This is a genomic window from Streptomyces europaeiscabiei (genome assembly GCF_036346855.1).
Classification (GTDB): domain Bacteria; phylum Actinomycetota; class Actinomycetes; order Streptomycetales; family Streptomycetaceae; genus Streptomyces; species Streptomyces europaeiscabiei.
In genome coordinates, this window is the sequence record NZ_CP107841.1 from 664727 (window position 1) to 684132 (window position 19406).

A 19406-nucleotide genomic window follows, 5' to 3' on the forward strand; every position below is an offset into this window, starting at 1 on the left:
GGAGGCGCGGAGTCAGTACAAGGGTTTTCTGACACACAGTCAGATTTCTTGTGCGCGAACCCTTCACAGTCACGGCGCCCTTTGCTCTGATGACCGGCGAACCGACCTTTACTGCACGCGTCGGGCACGTCCGGGGTCAGGAGGAGCGCGGTGGAGTACAACCTTGCCGACCTGTTCGAGTCGGTCGTCGACGTGGTGCCCGAACGGGCGGCGCTCGCGTATCTCGACGTCCCCGGTACGGGCGCGGAACACCGGCTGACGTACGCGGAGCTGGACGCGGCGGCCAACCGTGTCGGACATCATCTGCTCGACAGCGGGATAGCGCCCGGTGAGCATGTGGGGCTGCATCTCTACAACGGCATCGAGTATCTGCAGACCGCGCTCGGCTGCCTCAAGGCACGGATCGTGCCGGTCAACGTCAACTACCGCTATGTGGAAGATGAGTTGGTCTACCTCTATCGGGACGCGGATCTGGCCGGTCTGGTCTTCGACTCGGAGTTCACCGGGCGGGTGGCGGCCGCGCTGCCGCGGACGGAGAAGCTGCGGCATCTGGTGCGGGTGGGGACCCCCGCGCCGGACGCGCCCGCACTCGACGCCGTCAACTTCGCCGAGGCGGTGGGGACCGCGTCAGCCGAGCGGGGTTTCCCGGCACGCTCGGGCGACGACCAGTTCATCATCTACACCGGCGGTACGACGGGCATGCCCAAGGGGGTGATGTGGCGTCAGGAGGACCTCTTCTTCTCGGGGTTGGGCGGTGGCGCGCCCACCGGGGAGCCGGTGAAGTCGCCGGAGGAGCTGGCCGAGCGGGTCGCGGCCGGTGGTGACGGGATCACGTTCTTCCCGACGGCGCCGCTGATGCACGGCACGTCCACGCTCACCGCGTTCATCGGGTTCAACTTCGGCCAGCGTGTGGTGATCCACCGCAAGTTCGTGCCCGAGGAGGCCCTGCGGACGATCGAGAAGGAGAAGGTCACCAGTGTGTCGCTGGTCGGCGACGCGATGCTGCGGCCGCTCATCGACGCGCTCAACGGCCCGATGAGGGACACGGACTGCTCGTCCCTGTTCAGCGTGTCGTCCTCCGGAGCGATCATGTCGGAGACGGTCCGGCAGCAGTTCCAGGCCCTGGTGCCGAACGCGATGGTGCTGAACAACTTCGGTTCGTCGGAGTCCGGCTTCAACGGGACGGCGACGGCGGACTCGGGCGCGGGCGACGGTTTCCGTATCCGCGTCCACTCCGGTACACGGGTCGTGGACCCGGCGACGTACGAACCCGTGCCGGTCGGTGTGCCGGGCCGGGTCGCCCAGCGCGGTCATGTCCCCCTCGGCTACTACAACGACCCGAAAAAGACCGCCGAGACCTTCTTCGAGCGGGACGGCGAGCGCTGGGTGCTCCTCGGCGACATGGCGACCGTCGACGAGGAGGGTGTCGTCACGGTCCTCGGCCGGGGCTCGCAGTGCATCAACACCGGCGGCGAGAAGGTGTACCCGGAGGAGGTCGAACAGGCCCTCAAGGCCCACCCCGACGTGTACGACGCGCTGGTCGCCGGGGTGCCGGACGCCCGCTGGGGCAACCATGTCGCCGCCGTGGTGCAGCTGCGCGCGGGGGCCGCCCGGCCGTCCCTGGAGGACATCCAGACCCACTGCCGTACCCGCCTGGCCGGCTACAAGATCCCCCGCCAGCTGGTCCTCACGGACACCATCCAGCGCTCCCCCAGCGGCAAGGCGGACTACCGCTGGGCACGGTCGGTGGCGGCGGCGGACGGCTGAGAGCGCCGGGCTCCACGAGAGGAGTCCGCGAGTCAGGGGCCCGCCCCGGCTACCGGGAGCCGCTGCCCGCCTCCGGCCGCGGTCCCTCCACGGCCGGCCCGCAGTCGTCCGGAAATGGGCCACGACCAGTGCGGCGGCCTCCTGCACGATCCGCGTCTCGCCCAGCTCTTGGGCATGCCCGGCGGCGTAGGCCGTGTGGGTTGCCGTGCCGCCGACGATGAAAGGCAGGTCGCCGCTCAGGGGGGTCCGTGCTGCGGTGAAAGGAGAGGCAGCCGTGGCCGGGGAACGAGTGGACAGAGCCGTGGCTCGACGTACGCCGCTTCGATCAGCTCGGGATCACCTCAGCGCGCCTCGGGGTGGCTCTCCAGCAGCATGCGTCAGGTCCGCTCCGCCACTGACTGCTCACCGTGAGGAAGGCCATGACCCGCCGTACGAACCACTCCGGGTCGTCGAGCCAAGGGAAGTGGCCGCCTCCGGGCTGGACCGAGAACTCCGCCGCGGGGAAGAGGCCGACCACGCGTCGGGCGAGTTCCGGAGGCGGGCCTGTGTCGAATTCGCCCGTGTGGACGAGTACCGGGCCGTCAGCGCGGCCAGGGCGGCTCGGGTGGTCTCGGGGTCGTAGGCGCCCGCCGAGCCGTAGACGGCGGACGCCTCGTCGTTCGTGTGCCTTTCGTCGGCGGCCACGTGGGCGCGGGCGGTGTCGTCCCAGCGGCCGTAGGAGAACGGCATCATGGCCATCGTCGAAGGGGCCTCGCCCGGTCCAGGCCGCCTCGAAGGCCGGGTACGCCTCGACGAACCACGGCTCGTCCTCGCGCAGGCGGGCGGCGGCGAGGCGGTCCTCGACGGTCACCGGCAGGCCCACCACCCAGGGGGTGGCGGTGATCAGCGCACCAGGCGGGAGACCCGCTGGGGGTACCGGGCCGAGTAGAGCATGGCCGGGTTGCGGCCGGCCGAGTGGGCGAGCAGGTCCACGCGGTCCAGGCCCAGGTGGCCGCGGAGCGCCTCCACGTCGTCGACCTGCCGGTCGCATCGGTACGTCGCCGGATCGGCGGGGATCGCGGAGTCGCCCGTGCCGCGCAGGTCGAGCAGCACCAGGCGCCGGTGGGCGGTCAGTCCGCCCAGCTCGCCCAGGTAGGCGGATGCGCGCATGGCTCCGCCGGGGAGGACGACGAGCGGGTCGCCCTCGCCGCGCAGGTGGTAGGCGAGTTCGGTTCCTTCGGGTGCGGTGAAGGTCGGCATGACGTCGATCTTCGAGGCCGGGTGACGTCCGCCGCAACGGAGTTCACGGCATACGACATCACCGCATCCACGTTCGCCGACGAGCGCCGGCTCGGGCCGCGCGGCCGGGCCGGGCCGGTGTCAGGCCTGTGCGAAGCGGTCCCGCAGTTCCCTCTTGAGGATCTTCCCGCTCGCGTTGCGCGGCAGCGCGTCCACGAAGTGGATCTTCTTCGGTGCCTTGAAGTGAGGGAGCTTCTCACGGGCGTGGGCGATGAGTTCGTCCTCCGTGGCCTCTGCCCGCCGTACGACGACCGCCGTGACGGCCTCGATCCAGTGGTCGTCGGGCAGGCCGATCACCGCGGCCTCGGCGACCGCCTCGTGGGTGTAGAGCGCGTCCTCGACCTGGCGGGAGGCGATCATGACGCCCCCGGAGTTGATGACGTCCTTCACGCGGTCGACGACGGTGAAGAACCCGTGGGCGTCGCGCACGGCGAGGTCCCCGGAGTGGAACCAGCCGTCGCGGAAGGCATCGGCGGTCTCCTCCGGCTTCTCCCAGTAGCCCTCGCAGAGTTGCTGCGACTGGTAGACGATCTCGCCGGGAGTGCCGTCGGGCACCTCCTCGCCGTCCTCGTCGACGACCTTGGCCTCGACGAACATGACGGGGCGTCCGCAGGAGTCCATGCGGCCCCTGTGCTCGTGCGGGCCGAGGACCATGGACAGCGGACCGATCTCGCTCTGCCCGAAGCAGTTGTGGAAGGCGAGCTTGGGCAGGCGCTCCTTGAGCCGTTCGAGGACGGGCACCGGCATGATCGACGCCCCGTAGTAGGCCTTGCGCAGCCCGCTGAGGTCGCGGGTGTCGAAGTCGGGGCGGCCCGCGAGGGCGATCCACACCGTGGGCGGGGCGAAGAAGCTGTCGGCGCGGCCCTCCTCCACCAGGTCGAGGATGCGGTCGCCGTCGGGTGCGTCGAGGATCGTGTTCGTGGCGCCGACCGCGAGATACGGCACCAGAAAGACATGCATCTGCGCGGAGTGGTAGAGCGGCAGGGAGTGCACGGGCAGGTCGCCCGCCTGGAGGTCCAGGGCGGCGATCGCGCTGAGGTACTCGTGCACCAGCGCGCGGTGCGTCATCATCGCGCCCTTGGGGAGCGCGGTGGTGCCCGAGGTGTACAGGAGCTGGACGAGGTCCTCGGCGCGGGGCTCCTCGCCGTCGTACGGCTCGGTGTCGGCGAGCCGCGCGAGGAGCGAGTCGTCCGCGTCGCGCAGCGGCAGGGTGCGGGTGCCCCCGGGAAGGTTCCCGGCCAGGTCGGGATCGGTGAGGACGAGCGTGCTGCCGGACTGGTCGAGGAGGTATGCGAGGTCGTCGCCGGTGAGGTTCTGGTTGACGGGGACGTGGACCAGGCCGGCGCGGGCGGCGGCCAGGAAGGCGATGAGGTAGGCGTCCGAGTTGTGGCCGTAGGCGGCGACCCGGTCGCCGGGCCCGAGTCCGGTGTCGCGCAGGGCGCGGGCCGCGCGGGAGACCGCGTCGTCCAGCTCGGCGTAGGTCCAGGACCGTTCGCCGTAGTGGATCGCGACGCGGGCGGGGGTGCGCCGGGCGCTGCGCCGCAACGTCCCGTCGACCGTCACGCTGCGGCCAGCCGTCATGATTCCCGCTCCTTCGTCCACGTTTCCGACGCCCGATCCTCGTTCCGTCGCACGAGCGAGGTCAAGCGCACCACCCGCACCACCGGAATCCGGCACACATGGCGGGAAGTCGCTCAACCTCGACCATCGATCGGTGAGTCACCTTGAGGAAAGATCCATCATCCGTATGGACTACGCAGACACGTGTCGACACGCTCAACCATCTTTTTCCTCAACGATGTTGGGAGCCTGTATGCGCACCCGCCTGAGACGGTTGGTGGTCTCCGCCGTCGCCCTGCTCACCGCCTCGGCCGTACTGCCCTCGGCCACCGCCGCCGACGACGCGCGGGACAGTGGGCACCGCACGTCCCACGGTGGCCTGTCCGCCGTGCTCCGCTACACCGAGTACGGCGTTCCGCACATCGTCGCGAAGGACTATGCGAACCTCGGCTTCGGCACCGGTTGGGCGCAGGCCGCCGACCAGGTGTGTGTGCTCGCCGACGGGTTCGTGACCGTGAAGGGCGAGCGCTCCCGCCACTTCGGACCCGACGCGGCGCCCGACTTCTCGCTCTCCTCCGCCACCAGGAACCTCACCAGCGACCTGTACTTCCAGGGCGTCCGGGAAGCGGGCACCGTACAGCGGCTGCTGGACCGGCCCGAGCCGCTCGGGCCGAGCCGCGCGGTCAAGGACCTGATGCGGGGCTGGGCGGCCGGCTACAACGCGTGGCTGAAGAAGAACCGGATCACCGATCCCGCCTGCAAGGGCGCCGCCTGGGTGCGGCCGGTCACGACACTCGACGTGTTCTCCCGCGCGTACGCCCTCGCCGTACTCGGCGGCGAGGGGCGGCTCGTGGACTCGATCACCACAGCGCAGCCGCCCGCCTCCGGCTCCACGAACACGGCAACCGCCACCCCGGACGCGAAGGCCACCGCCCGCGCCGCGAGCGAGCTGTTCGACGCCGCGAACGCGGACATGGGGTCGAACGCGGTCGCCTTCGGCGGTGACACGACGGCGAACGGCCGCGGTCTGCTGCTGGGCAACCCGCACTATCCATGGGCCGGCGGGCGCCGCTTCTGGCAGGCACAGCAGACGATCCCCGGCGAGCTGAACGTCTCCGGCGGGTCGCTGCTCGGCTCACCGATCACCCAGATCGGTTTCAATGCGAAGGTCGCGTGGAGCCACACCGTGGCGACCGGCGTCCCCATGAACATCCATCAGCTGACGCTGGACCCGGCCGACCCGACCACGTATCTCGTGGACGGCAGGCCGGAGCGGATGACGAAGCGGACCGTGACCGTCGGCGTCAAGGACGGCACCCCGGTCACCCGCGCCCAGTGGTGGACGCGGTACGGCCCGGTCGTCACCTCGCTCGGTGCCGATCTCCCGCTGCCCTGGACGGCCGGGACGGCGTACGCCCTGAACGACCCCAACGCGGCGAACATCCGTTTCACCGACACCTCGCTGGGCTTCGCCAGGGCGGGCGGTACGGCCGACGTCCTCAGGTCCCTCGCCCGGCACCAGGGCCTGCCCTGGGTGAACACCGTGGCCGCGGACTCCGCCGGGCACACCCTGTTCACCCAGTCGCAGACACTCCCCCGGATCACCGACGACCTCGCCGCCCGCTGCTCGACGCCGCTGGGCAAGGCCACGTATCCGTCGGCGGGCGTCGCGATCCTGGACGGCTCCCGCTCCGACTGCGCGCTCGGCAGCGACGCCGACGCCGTGCACCCGGGAATATTCGGGCCCGCGAAGATGCCGACGCTGCAGGACGCGCCGTACGCGGAGAACTCCAACGACAGCGCGTGGCTGGCCAACGCGGACCGGCCGCTGACCGGGTACGAGCGGGTGTTCGGCAACCTCGGGACGCAGCGGTCTATGCGGACGCGCGGCGCGATCGAGGACGTGGCGGCGATGGCCGCCAAGGGCGGCCTCACCGTACGGGACCTCCAGCGCCAGCAGTTCGCGAACCGGGTGCCCGCCGCGGATCTGACCGTCGAGGACGTGGCGCGGGCGTGTGCCGCGGTGCCGGGAGGCACCGCGACGGGCAGTGACGGCAAGGTCGTCGACGTGTCGGGGGCGTGCGGTGTGTTCAAGGCGTGGGACCGGACCACGAACACCGACAGCGAGGGCGCGCTGCTCTTCGACCGGTTCTGGCGGCGGCTGAACGCGGTGGTGCCGCGCGGGCAGTTCTGGAAGGTGCCCTTCTCGGCGGCCGACCCGGTCAACACCCCGAACACGCTGAACACGGACGCGCCCGGCTTCGCCACGGCTCTCGCCGACACGGTGACGGAACTGCGGGCGGCCGGTACGGCCCTGGACGCGAAGCTCGGCGACCACCAGTTCGTCGTACGGAACGGTCGGCACATCCCGGTGCCGGGCGGTACGGAGTCGCTGGGCGTGTGGAACAAGATCGAGTCGCCCTGGCGGCCGGCCGAGGGCGGCTACCCGGAGGTCTCGTCGGGTTCCAGCCACATTCAGGCGGTGGGCTGGGACGGCGGCCGCTGCCCGGTGGCCCGCACGCTGCTGACGTACTCGCAGTCCTCCAACCCGAACTCGCCGCACCACCTGGACCAGACGCGGCTGTTCTCTGCGGAGAAGTGGGTGACGTCCCGTTTCTGCGAGAAGGACATCCTGTCCTCGCCGAAGCTGAAGGTGGTCCGTGTGAGCCAATGAGTCGAGGGATGTGGTGCCGCCCCCGCTCGGGGCGGCACCATTCCTATGTCAGCACCATGCCATGGGCATATCACCGCTTTTCTACGAGGAGGCCGCCCGGTGACGCAGGACTCGTTACGCCCGGTGACGGATTCGACCGCCCTGATCGACACGACGGTGCCGCACTCGGCACGTATCTGGAACTACTGGCTGGGCGGCAAGGACAACTACCCGGTCGACCACGCGGCGGGCGACGCCTTCCGCGCGGTGTTCCCCGGCATCACCGACCTGGCCCGCGACTCCCGGGCCTTCCTCGGCCGCGCGGTGACCCACCTCGCCGCCGAGGCGGGCATACGTCAGTTCCTGGACATCGGCACCGGTCTGCCGACCGCCGACAACACGCACGAGATCGCCCAGCGGGTGGCCCCTCGGGCGCGGGTCGTCTACGTGGACAACGACCCGCTGGTCCTCACCCACGCGCGGGCGCTGCTCACCAGCACGCCCGAGGGGGCGACCGACTACATCGACTCCGATCTGCACGACCCGGAGACCGTTCTCCGGGAGGCGGCCCGGACGCTGGACCTCTCGAAGCCGGTCGGGCTGACGATGATGCAGGTCAGCGGGCACATCGCCGACTACGACGAGGCGCGCTCGATCATCGGCGCTCTGATGGCCGCCCTGCCGTCGGGGAGTTACCTCGCGTTCAACGACAGCGTGGACACAAACAAGGCCAACGCCGAGGCAACCCGCGGCTACAACGAGAGCGGTGCGGTCCCCTACCATCTGCGCAGCCCGGCCGAACTCGCCGGATTCTTCGACGGCTTGGAGCTGTTGGCGCCGGGGGTGGTGCCGCTGAACGACTGGCGGCCGGATCCGACGGCGTCCGGCGGCTCCGGCGGCTCCGGCGGCTCCGGCGGCTCCGGCGGCTCCGGCGGCTCCGGCGGCTCCGGCGGCTCCGGCGGCTCCGGCGGCTCCGGCGGCTCCGGCGGCTCCGGCGGCTCCGGCGGCTCCGGCGGCTCCGGCGGCTCCGGCGAGGTGATCGCGGTGGGCGGGGTCGCGCGCAAGCGGTGAGGCCCGCGCGCGACGCAGGTCCTCAGACGGCTTTCTGCCGTCCCTCCCAGTACGGCTCCCGCAGCCGCCGCTTGTAGAGCTTGCCGTTGGGGTCGCGGGGCATCGCCTCGGTGAAGTCGACGCTCTTCGGGCGCTTGTACCCGGCGAGCCTGCGCGTGCAGTGGGCGAGGATCTCCTCGGCGAGCACCGGCCCCGGCGTGAATCCGGGGGCCGGCTCGACCACGGCCTTGACCTCCTCGCCCCAGTCGTCGTGCGGGATGCCGAAGGCGGCGGCGTCGGCGACGGCGGGGTGGGTGAGGAGGGCGGCTTCGATCTCGGCGGGGTAGATGTTGACGCCGCCGGAGATGATCAGGTCGATCTTGCGGTCGCGGAGGAAGAGATAGCCGTCCTCGTCGATGAGACCGAGGTCGCCCACGGTGAAGAAGTCACCGATGCGGTTCTTCCGCGTCTTGCCCTCGTCCTTGTGGTACGAGAAGCCACCGGTGCTCATCTTCATGTAGACGGTGCCCAGTTCACCGGGCGGCAGCCGGTTGCCGTCGTCGTCGAAGACGGCGAGTTCGCTGATGGGCCAGGCCTTGCCGACCGTGCCGGGCTTCTTCAGCCAGTCCTCGGCGGTGGCGAACGCGCCGCCGCCCTCACTGGCCGCGTAGTACTCCTCGACGCACTCGCCCCACCACTCGATCATGGCCCGCTTCACATGGTCCGGGCAGGGCGCGGCCCCGTGGATGGCGTGCCGCATGGACGACACGTCGTAGCGGGCGCGCGTCTCCTCGGGGAGGGCGAGGAGCCGGTGGAACTGGGTGGGCACCATGTGGGTGTGCGTGCAGCCGTGGGCGTCGATGACGCGGAGCATCTCCTGAGGCGTCCACTTGTCCATCAGCACCACCTGGTGCCCGATGTGCAGGGACGCGCCGGCGAACTGCAGGACGGCCGTGTGGTAGAGCGGCGAGCAGACCAGGTGGACGTTGTCACCGAACGGCCGGATGCCGAAGATGCCGAGGAAGCCGCCGAGGTAGGACTCCTCGGGGAGCTTGCCGGGCAGGGGTCGGCGGATGCCCCGGGGACGGCCGGTGGTGCCCGAGGTGTAGTTCATGACCCAGCCGAGGGTGCGCTCGCCGGGCGCCGACTCCGGCTGTCCGTCGAGGAGTTCGGCGTACGGGCGGAAGCCCTCGGCCGTCCCGACCGCGTACCGGTGGCTCGCGGGGAGCCTGGCCTCGTCGGCCGCGTTCCGGGCTGCTTCGGCGAACCGCTCGTGCGCGACGAGCACCTTGGCGCCCGAGTCGGCGACGATCCAGGCGATCTCGGGGCCCACGAGGTGGTGGTTGACGGGTACGAGGTAGAAACCGGCCTGGCTGGCGGCGAGGTAGGCGGTGAAGAACTCCACACTGTTGGGCAGGACCACCGCGAAGGCGTCACCGCGTTGGAGTCCGGCGGCCCGCAGGCCGTGCACCAGCCGGTTGGTCTCGGCGTGCAGGCGTCCCGCGGTCCATTCCTCGCCGTCGGGGGCGATCAGCACCGTACGGTCGGGGTCGGCGGTGGCCTGGGCCCAGAAGCCCTGGGGAATCCGGCCTTGGGGGGCTTGGCCTTGGGAGGCTTGGCCTTGGGAGGCTTGGCCTTGGGAGGCTTGGCTCACTGTCCCTCGCTCCTTCCGGCGATCCGGTTGATGTGGTCCACGGCCTTCTCGAAGCCGCGGGTGAGGTCGTCGAAGACGGCCTGGACACTGCGCTCGCTGTTCATCCGGCCGACGATCTGTCCGACCGGGGTACCGAGCAGCGGGTCCACCTCGTACTTCTGGATGCGGGAGACCGCCTCGGCGACGAGCAGCCCCTGGAGGGGCATGGGGAGGGTGCCGGGTCCGGTGGGGTCGTCCCAGGCGTCGGTCCATTCGGTACGGAGCTGGCGTGCGGGTTTGCCGGTGAGGGCGCGGGAGCGGACCGTGTCGCCGGAGCCGGCGGCGAGCAGTTTCTCGATCAGCCGGGGCGAGGGCAGTTCGGCCTCGGTGGTGGTCAGCCAGAGCGAACCGAGCCAGACGCCCTGGGCGCCGAGCGCGAGGGCGGCCGCCACCTGCTGTCCGCTGCCGATGCCGCCGGCGGCGAGGACCGGCAACGGGGCGACGGCGTCGACGACTTCGGGGGTCAGCACCATGGAGGCGATCTCGCCGGTGTGACCGCCGGCCTCGTAGCCCTGGGCCACGACGATGTCGATGCCCGCCTCGGCGTGCTTGCGGGCGTGGCGGGCGCTGCCGGCGAGCGCGGCGACGAGGACGTCCTGTTCGTGGGCGCGGTCGATGACGTCGGCGGGTGGGGAGCCGAGCGCGTTGGCCAGCAGCCTGATCGGGTAGTCGAAGGCGACGTCGAGCTGGCTGCGGGCGACCTGTTCCATCCAGCCGGTGATGCGCCAGCCGGAGGCCTCGCCCTCGGCCAGCTCGGGCACGCCGTACTTGGCGAGGGTGTCCTGGACGAACTGCCGGTGCGCCGGGGGGATCATCGCCTCGACGTCGGCCTCCGTGACCCCTTCGACCTTCTTGGCCGGCATGACGACGTCCAGGCCGTACGGCTTGCCGTCGACATGGGCCTCGATCCAGTCGAGGTCGCGCTTGAGGTCGTCGGGGGCCGTGTAGCGGACCGCGCCGAGCACCCCGAAGCCGCCGGCCCTGCTGATGGCTGCCGCGACCGCGGGGAACGGCGTGAAGCCGAAGACGGCGTACTGGACTCCGAGTGTGTTGCTCAGCTCCGTCTGCATGGTGCGCAGAATGCCGTAGTCCTCCGGACGAGGGAAGAGTTTTTCTGATGCTCCGTCAGATTTGGCGGGGACGGCGCGCTGGAGGGGGTGCCACGGGAGGCGGTATGGCGCGTGCGGGTCCGTGGGGGCTGGTCGCGCAGTTCCCCGCGCCCCTCAGGGGGTGGATGCGTGACGTGGCTTCTTGAGTGAGGCGCAGGGGGCTCGGCGGCCGGGACGATGCGGCGGCAGCTCGCGTCGGCGCCACCTGTCGGCAGGTGGCGTTCCCGACCTCGTCGGCCGAGGACGGTCCCGCGGGAGCATCCGTCCGGGTCGGTCACGGGGTGGTCGGACCGGGCGCGGCACCGGGTCACCGCGGAGTTGCGAGCGGGCGGCGGCCCTGCTGATCGCGGGCAATCAGCAGGGCGCTTCCCCCGTGAACGGTCCCCCTCGCCGCTCGCACCACCGATTTCAGCGCACGGCGCATTGTTTGGCAGGGGTGTTCCGGCGACCGGACAATGGCCGCAACCGGACTACAGCGAACCGCCACCCGTCCCGGACCCCTCCAGGACCGCCATCGCCGCGTTGTGGCCGGGGACCCCGCTCACCCCGCCGCCGCGCACGGCTCCCGCGCCGCACAGCAGGACGTTGGCGTGGCGGGTCTCGACGCCCCAGCGGCCGGTGTTTTCCTGGGCGTGGGGCCAGGCGAGGTCGCGGTGGAAGATGTTGCCGCCGGGGAGACCGAGGTCGCGTTCCAGGTCGAGGGGGGTCCTGGCCTCGATGCAGGGGCGGCCGTCGGCGTCGGTGGCCAGGCAGTCGGCGAGGGGTTCGGCGAGGTGGGCGTCCAGTTGGGCGAGGGTGGACTTGAGGAGTTCCTCGCGTACGGCGTCGTTGTCGGCCTCGAACAGCCGCGCGGGTGTGTGCAGGCCGAACAGGGTGAGTGTCTGGTAGCCCTGTTCCGCCAGGTCCGGGCCGAGGATGGTCGGGTCGGTGAGGGAGTGGCAGTAGATCTCGGAGGGCGGGGCCTCGGGCAGTGCGCCGGAGGCGGCCTGGGCGTAGGCGGCGGCCAGTTGGTCGTATCCCTCGGCGATGTGGAACGTCCCGGAGAAGGCATCGCGCGGGTCGACGGACTCGTCGCGGAGCCTCGGGAGCCGCTTGAGCAGCATGTTCACCTTGAGCTGGGCGCCCTCGGCGGGGGTGGGCGGTTCGTCGCCGGTCAGCGCGGCCAGTTCCCGCGGCGAGGCGTTCACCAGGACGTGCCGTGCGGCGACGGTGCCCTCCGTCCCGGCCGTCCGGTAGGTGATCTCGGCGGACCGTCCGTCCGTCGCGATCCGGGTGGCCAGGTGGCCCGTGGCGATCACGGCACCCGCCGCGCGCGCGGCCGTGGCCAGCGCGTCCGTGAGGGCGCCCATGCCGCCGACGGGCACGTCCCAGGCGCCCGTGCCACCGCCGATCACGTGATAGAGGAAGCAGCGGTTCTGCCGGAGGGAGGGGTCGTGGGCATCCGCGAAGGTGCCGATGAGCGCGTCGGTGAGAACGACACCGCGTACGAGGTCGTCGCCGAACGTCGATTCGACGGCCGCACCGATCGGTTCCTCGAAGAGGATCCGCCACGCCTCCTCGTCGTCGATGCGGTCGCGCAGGTCCCCCCGGGTGGGCAGGGGCTCGGTGAGCGTCGGGAACACCCGCTCTGCGACGCGGCCCGTCATCGCGTAGAAGCGCTGCCAGGCCTCGTACTCGCGGCCCGAGCCCGTCAGCCGCGCGAACGCCTCACGGGTGCGGCGTTCGCCGCCGCCGACGAGCAGGCCGGTGGGCCGGCCGTCGCGTTCGACGGGGGTGTACGACGAGATCGTGCGGCCGCGGACGCGGAAGTCGAGGTCCAGGTCCCGCACGATCTTCCGGGGCAGCAGGCTGACCAGGTAGGAGTACCGGGACAGCCGGGCGTCGACCCCGGCGAACGGCCGCGAGGACACGGCGGCGCCGCCGGTGTGGTCCAGCCGTTCCAGCACGAGTACGGAACGCCCCGCGCGAGCGAGGTAGGCGGCGGCGACCAGGCCGTTGTGGCCGCCGCCGACGATCACGGCGTCGTACGAGTCGTGCGGCCGGGGTCCGGCCGGGCGTCCGGGCTGGGCCGGGTGTGCGGGCCGGGCCGGGTGTGCGGGCCGGGCCGGGTGTGCGGGGGTGGCAGGCATGGCTCTTGGTAACACGCGCTGATCGAGGTCGGCCAGGGGTGCGGGTGCAGGTGGACGAACCTGCCGTACCGTCGGCGGAGTCTGCGCTCCGGGGGCGACGTGGGCAGCTGGGTGCCCACGTCGCCCCCGGTCCGGGCATGGATCAGGTGACGCCGGTCAGCCGGTCGTCACGGCGGTGTCGTCGACGACGAAGCTGGTCTGCAGCGAGGAGTCCTCGACGCCGGTGAACTTCAGGCTCACGGTGCTGCCCGCGAAGGACCCGAGGCTGAAGGACTTCTGTACATAACCGGAGGCCGCGTTGAGGTTGGAGTACGTGGCCAGGGTCGTCGACCCGGCGGTGACCGTCAGCTTGTCGTACTGGGTGCTGGTGGTGGTCTCGGCCGTGTCGACGTGCAGGTAGAAGGTGAAGGTGGTGTTGGTGCAGCCGCTCGGGATCGTCACCGACTGCGACAGCGTGTCGGTGTGGGTCGATCCGTAGCCGTCGAGCCAGGCCTTGTAGGAGCCGGTGCGGGCCGCCTGGTCGGTGTCGCTGGTGATGACACCGCTCGACGCCGTCCAGGTCGTGTTGCCCGACTCGAAGCCCGCGTTGCCCAGGAGCTGTGTCGAGGTGCAGCTGCCGCCTCCGGAGGAGCTGACCGTCCAGGTGAAGCTCGCCGTGCCGGTCGCGCCGGTGCTGTCGGTCACCGTGACGGTGGTGCTGTAGGTGCCGGCCGTGGTCGGGGTGCCGGAGACGACACCGGTGGAGCTGCTGATCGACAGGCCGGTGGGCAGGCCGCTCGCGGCGTAGGTCAGCGAGCCGCTGTTGGTGCTGGAGGCCGAGATCTGCAGGCTCACGGCGGTGCCGACGGTCGAGGACTGGCTGCCCGGGTTGGTGACCGTGACCCCGGTGGTCGGCACGGTGATGTGGCTGCCGACGTTGATCCCGGCGAAGGCGTTGCCGACCCCCGCGTACTGCGTGGAGCTGGTGCCGTACAGGGCCGCGGCGGCGTTGAGCGCGGCGGTGCGGGCGCCGGCGTAGGTGGTGCTCGACGTCATGTACGTCGTGAGCGCCTTGTACCAGATCTGCAGGGCTGCGGCCCGGCCGATGCCCGCGACGGCGACGCCGTCCGAGGTCGGGCTGTTGTAGGTCACTCCGTTGACGGTCTTGGAGCCGCTGCCCTCGGAGAGCAGGTAGAACATGTGGTTCGCCGGGCCCGAGGAGTAGTGGACGTCCAGGTTGCCGATGCCCGAGTACCAGCTGTCCGCGGAGGAGCCGTCCTTGTCGGGCTCGTCCATGTAGCGCAGCGGTGTGCCGTCACCGTTGATGTCGACTTCCTCGCCGACGAGGTAGTCGCCGACGTCGGAGCTGTTGGCGGCGTAGAACTCCACGCCCGTGCCGAAGATGTCGGAGGTCGCCTCGTTGAGGCCGCCGGACTCTCCGGTGTAGTTGAGGTTCGCGGTGTTGGAGGTGACGCCGTGGGTCATCTCGTGGCCGGCGATGTCGAGCGAGGTGAGGGCCTTGGTGCCGCCCTCGCCGTCGCCGTACGTCATGCAGAAGCAGGAATCGTCCCAGAAGGCGTTGACGTACGCGGTGCTGTAGTGGACGCGCGAGTAGGCGGCGACGCCGTCGTTCTTGATGCCGCTGCGGCCGAGGATGTTCTTGTAGAAGTCCCAGGTCGTCTGGGCGCCGAAGTGGGCGTCGACGCCGGCGGTCTGGGTGTTGGAGCCGGAGCCGGTGCCCCACACGTCGTCGGCGTCGGTCATCAGGGTGCCGGTGCCGGACGTGCCGTTGTTGAGGTTGTACGTCTTGGCGGTACCGCGCGTGGTGTCGTTCAGCTGGTACGTCGAGCCGGACAGCGTGGTACCGATGGTGACGGTGCCGCTGTACTGGCTGTTTCCGGTACCGGTCTTGATGGCCTGGAACTGGTAGAGCTTCGCGCCCGTGGTGGCGTCGGTGATGACGTGGAGCCGGCTGGGCGTGCCGTCGTCCTGGAGGCCGCCGACCACCGTCTCCCAGGCGAGTTTCGGCGTGCCCGCGCCCGCCCAGATCACCTTGCGGGCGCTGTCGGTGGTGGGCTTCTCCGCGTCGAGGGCCTTGGCCGCCTTCAGGGCCTTGCTCTCGGCGGCCGACTTGGTGAAGGTCGGGGCGGTGGAGGCGACCTTGATGGTGCGCTTGCTGTTGAAGGTGGTGCTCACGGTGCCGGAGGCCTTGGCGGCCGGCGGGGTGTGCACGACCAGGTCGCCGCCGAGGACCGGCAGACCCGCGTAGGTGCGCTCGTACCGTGTGTGGAGGGTGCCGTCGTTGTCCTTGGCGACGTCCTTGACGACCAGCTTCTCCTTGGCGCCGAGGCCCAGGGTGTCGGCCGTCGTCACGGTCTGCTTGGATGCCTTCTTCAGCAGCGCCGTGTGCTGGGCCGGGGTGAGGTCGGCCGGCAGGCCGCCCGTGCGGAGGGGACTGGGGTGGGGCACGGGCTTGGCGGCGGCGGGGACCGCCTGTATGCCGAGAGCCAGGAACGCCGCCGTGGCCGCCAGGGCTCCGGCTGCTGCCGCCCGAGGGGGGATTCGTCTCACTCTTGCTCCTACTGCGACGGCCGCGCGTCGGCGGCCGGTGACAGACCGGGCAGACGGATCGTGCTGCCCGGGGCCAACTGAGCAGTGCGGTGTGGGGGGTTCCCGACCTGCGCACACCGAGCGAGGCATGCGTGGAAGGTGGGGGAAGAATGGCAGTGTTGACCGAGACATGCCATTCCCCTCGGCGTCATTAGAGGGCTGGTCGAGGGATATCCCTCTAACGCGCCCGAGGCCCCCCTTTGGGCCGGAGCCGCACACCGCGGGACGGCCGCCACGACGGGCCGCCACGACGGTCGCCGGGTGACGGAAGGCCTCGCCCGGCCTCAGCGCCCGCCGGTCGCCCGTCGCTGCCGTGACGCCGCCACCCGCCGGTACAGCTCCGCCGCCTCCTGGCCACGGCCGAGTTGTTCCAGGCAGTGGGCCTCGTCGTTGCGGCTGGCGAGGGCGTCGGGATGATCCGGGCCGAGGACGCGCTCGCGGGCGTCGGCGACGCGGCGGTACTCGGTGAGAGCGTCGGGCCAGCGGCCGAGCCAGCCGAGGCCGACGGCGACCTCACGGCGACTGACGAGGGTGTCGGGGTGGTCCGGGCCGAGGGCGCGCTCGCGCAGTGCGCAGACGTCGCGGGACTCGGCGAGGGCCTCCTCCCAGCGGCTGAGGCGGCCGAGATTGACGCCGAGGCCGTGGCGGGCGCGAAGTGTCTCGGTGTGGGCCGGGCCATGGACGCGGGCTCGGTCGCCGACCAGGGCACGGTAGAGGGTCAGCGCGTCGGTGCTGCGGCCGAGCCGGCCGAGGCTGATCCCCACCTCGTGGCGGGCGGCGAGAGTGTCGGGGTGGTCGGGGCCGAGCGCCTGGGCGCGGGACTCGGCGACCTCCCGGTAGGTCTGCAGCGCCTCGGGCCAGCGGCCCAACTGACCCAGCGCGTAGGCGACTTCGTACCGCGTGACGAGAGTGTCGGGGTGGTTGGCGCCGAGCACGCGGGTGCGGGCGGCGGCGACCTCGCTCGCCATGCGGTACGAGTCCTCGAGCCGGCCGAGCCTGCTGAGGTTGAAGGCGAGGTTGTGGCGGCAGCGCAGGGTGTCCGGATGGTCGGGTCCGGCGATGCGTTCGCGGGCCGCGAGGACGGACACGTACGCCTGGTGGGCTTCGAGGTGTCGGCCCAACTGCCCCAGTACGTATGCCATTTCCTGCCGGGCGGCGAGGGTGTCGGGGTGCTCGGAGCCGAGAGCGTGCTCGCGGGCGCGGACGACGTGGGCGAACTCGCGCAGCGCGTCCGCGGGGCGGCCCGTGCGGCTGAGGGTGAAGCCGACCTCGTAGCGGCTGGACAGGGTGTCGGGGTGGTCGGGGCCGAGGGCGTGCTCGCGTTCGGCGGCGACCGCGCGGTGCACCTCGCCGGCCTCCGTCCAGCGGCAGAGACGGCCCAGGCTCAGGCCGGCGTTGTGCCGCCCGGCCAGCGTGGTGATCAACTCCGGTGACGGGGTGGGCCGTTCGGTACGGACGGGTTGCTCCACGCGGCCGGTGGCAGGACGGGCGATCCACTCCCCGGTGAGGCCGGCGGAGGCGTCCGGCGGAGTGAGGCCCAGCCCGGCTCCAATACCGGTGGCCTTGTGGCCGGTGGTCATGCCACGAGTCCAGGAGGGCAGCCGGGCTTCGCGCGACGACGGCTGCTCGGGGCGCGTCCGGGGCCGGTGCGTGCCGTGAGCGGACTCGGGCGGGGCAGGGAGCGAGACGACGGTCGGCACAGGGGAGCGAGCCGGTGCCGCCGCGGTCGCCGCCCGCCCCTCGCCGACCCTGCGGCCCACCTCGCGCGCGTCGTGCGGCCGTTCCTCGGGCTCCTTGGCCAGCAGGTCCAGGATGATCCGGTCGAGGTACTCGGGCACCTCGTCGCGATGGCTGCGCGGGGGCCTCGGCGCGGTGTCGCGGTGGCCCATGAGGACCGCCCAGGCGTCGTCGAGGTCGAACGGCGGTGCCCCGGTGGCGATCTCGTAGAGCACACACCCGAAGGAGTAGAGGTCGCTGCGCCGGTCGACCTGGTCGCCGCTGATCTGCTCCGGCGACATGTAGTGCGGGGTGCCCATCGCGATGCCGGTGCCGGTGAGGCGGGAGGCGAAGGTGACGTCGCGGCCGAGGCGGGCGATGCCGAAGTCGCAGATCTTCACGGTGCCGTCGGTGAGAAGCATGATGTTCGCGGGCTTCAGGTCACGGTGCACGATGCCCTGTTGATGGGTGTGGGCGAGGGCGGCGGCCACCTGGTCTGCGATCTCGACGACCGCTGGGACGGCCAGCGGATGGTGTCCGTTGTCCTCCAGGAGCTGGCTGAGGTTGCGGCCCTCCAACAACTCCATGACGAGGAACAGCACCCCGTCGAACTCGCCGAAGTCGTGGACGACGGTCACCCCCCGGTGCTGGAGGGCGGCCGCGACGCGCGCCTCGCGCCGGAAGCGTTCCCGCAGGACACGGGTGAACGACCGGTCGGGCTGGGTGTTGACGGGCTTGAGACACTTGACCGCGACCAGCCGCCCCAGCGACTCGTCCCTCGCGCGCCAGACCTCGCCCATCCCCCCGCGCCCGATCCGATCGAGCAGCCGGTACCGGCCCTGGATCAGCCTGGTGTCCGCCATCGCCAACGATGCCCCCGTATCCGTACGGACCCGCCGTCCCCTGAGCTCTGTCGTTCGGATCAGGTCCGGGCCGCGAGGCTCGGCACGCCCACCGGTGGTCATTCGGCGCCCTTCGCCCGAAGCCGACCTGATCCGAAGGACAGACCCTGGCCCGTCCAGTATGGCGACCTATCTGCCGACTTTGTACGGTGCCGGGCGGGAGCCGGGGCCTAGCCGTGACATGGCGCGCAGGATGTGCTTGGGCGGGAGTCGCCAGCGCAGACGTGCGGGGACACAGCGCAGCAGGGTGCCGGTGTGCCGTAGGCGGCGGGTGACCACGGCCGGTGCGGGGGCCGGCCTGCCGTACAACTCGTGGGCGTACGGCGGCAGGGAGGCATACGCCAGGTTCGCGACGCGCCGCCACAGTGCTTCTCGTGCCGGTACGAGCAACGGGTGGGTCGGCGGCCGGCGCAGGAAGTCGTCGACGTCCCGTGCCTTGGGCCCGGCGGCCAGCTCGGGCCGCACCTTCTCGAAGTAGGCCGCCAACTCCGCCCGGTTCCCGGGTGCGTCGTCCGGGGCGAGGCCCACCAGGCGGGCACTGACGCGGTGTTCGCCGACATAGCGGTCGGCGGCGGCCTCGGTGAGGGGGTAGCCGGAGCGACGCAGGATGTGCAGGTAGGAGTCGATCTCGGCACAATGCACCCAGAGCAGCAGCTCGGGTTCGTCGACGCCGTACCGCTCCCTCGTGTCCGGTTCGGTCGCCGAGACCAGGCGGTGGATCTTCCGGACGCGGGCACCCGCCTTCTCGGCGGCCTCCGCGGTGCCGTACGTCGTCGTGCCGACGAAGTTCGCCGTGCGCATCAGCCGGCCCCACGCGTCCTTGCGGAAGTCCGAGTTCTGCATGACGCCGCGCACCGCGCGTGGGTGCAGGGCCTGGAGGTACAGCGCGCGGATCCCGGCGATCCACATCACGGGGTCGAGGTGTGTCGGATTCTGCAGTCGTCTGCGCTGATGTCCGCA

General features: G+C 71.3%; 9 protein-coding genes and 2 pseudogenes. 3 read left to right on the forward strand and 8 right to left on the reverse strand.

The features are described 5' to 3' along the window. The first annotated feature begins 150 nt into the window (after positions 1-150). Entirely contained in the window at positions 151-1767 is a 1617-nt protein-coding gene (locus OG858_RS03090; RefSeq protein WP_086752889.1) for an acyl-CoA synthetase, read from the forward strand. Between the two features lie 325 nt (positions 1768-2092). Here the strand turns inward: OG858_RS03090 and OG858_RS03095 are convergent. Continuing rightward, positions 2093-3006 (reverse strand): annotated as a pseudogene (locus OG858_RS03095) (alpha/beta fold hydrolase). Positions 3007-3126: 120 nt separating this feature from the next. Further along, the gene (locus OG858_RS03100; RefSeq protein WP_319318979.1) at positions 3127-4626 is read right to left on the reverse strand and encodes an acyl-CoA synthetase; all 1500 of its coding nucleotides are present in this window, start codon (positions 4624-4626) and stop codon (positions 3127-3129) included. Between the two features lie 232 nt (positions 4627-4858). Between OG858_RS03100 and OG858_RS03105 the strand changes: the two genes are divergently transcribed. Both OG858_RS03105 and OG858_RS03110 read left to right on the forward strand, forming a co-directional pair. Beyond that, entirely contained in the window at positions 4859-7279 is a 2421-nt protein-coding gene (locus OG858_RS03105; RefSeq protein ID WP_328545160.1) for a penicillin acylase family protein, read from the forward strand. A gap of 99 nt (positions 7280-7378) precedes the next feature. Next, a pseudogene (locus tag OG858_RS03110) lies at positions 7379-8146 on the forward strand (SAM-dependent methyltransferase); the annotation flags it as partial. A gap of 205 nt (positions 8147-8351) precedes the next feature. On the opposite strand, the gene OG858_RS03115 reads toward OG858_RS03110, so the two are convergent. The 6 genes from OG858_RS03115 to OG858_RS03140 all read right to left on the reverse strand — a co-directional run bounded on the left by OG858_RS03115 (position 8352) and on the right by OG858_RS03140 (position 19385). Then, positions 8352-9845: an acyl-CoA synthetase gene (locus OG858_RS03115; protein WP_328545364.1), complete on the reverse strand. Its 1494-nt coding sequence runs from the start codon at positions 9843-9845 to the stop codon at positions 8352-8354. 113 nt (positions 9846-9958) lie between these two features. Beyond that, positions 9959-11071, reverse strand: coding sequence for an NAD(P)H-dependent flavin oxidoreductase (locus OG858_RS03120; RefSeq protein ID WP_086752896.1), 1113 nt, complete (start codon positions 11069-11071; stop codon positions 9959-9961). Positions 11072-11580: 509 nt separating this feature from the next. After that, a complete protein-coding gene (locus OG858_RS03125; RefSeq protein WP_328545158.1) occupies positions 11581-13239 on the reverse strand; it encodes a phytoene desaturase family protein in 1659 nt (552 codons plus the stop codon). A gap of 156 nt (positions 13240-13395) precedes the next feature. Further along, positions 13396-15789 carry a M4 family metallopeptidase gene (locus OG858_RS03130; protein ID WP_319265389.1) on the reverse strand — a complete coding sequence of 798 codons (2394 nt, stop codon included), beginning with the start codon at positions 15787-15789 and terminating at the stop codon, positions 13396-13398. Between the two features lie 323 nt (positions 15790-16112). Next, a complete protein-coding gene (locus OG858_RS03135) occupies positions 16113-18407 on the reverse strand; it encodes a serine/threonine-protein kinase (RefSeq protein WP_319316356.1) in 2295 nt (764 codons plus the stop codon). 168 nt (positions 18408-18575) lie between these two features. Continuing rightward, positions 18576-19385: an oxygenase MpaB family protein gene (locus OG858_RS03140; protein ID WP_408059467.1), complete on the reverse strand. Its 810-nt coding sequence runs from the start codon at positions 19383-19385 to the stop codon at positions 18576-18578. Positions 19386-19406: the final 21 nt, after the last annotated feature.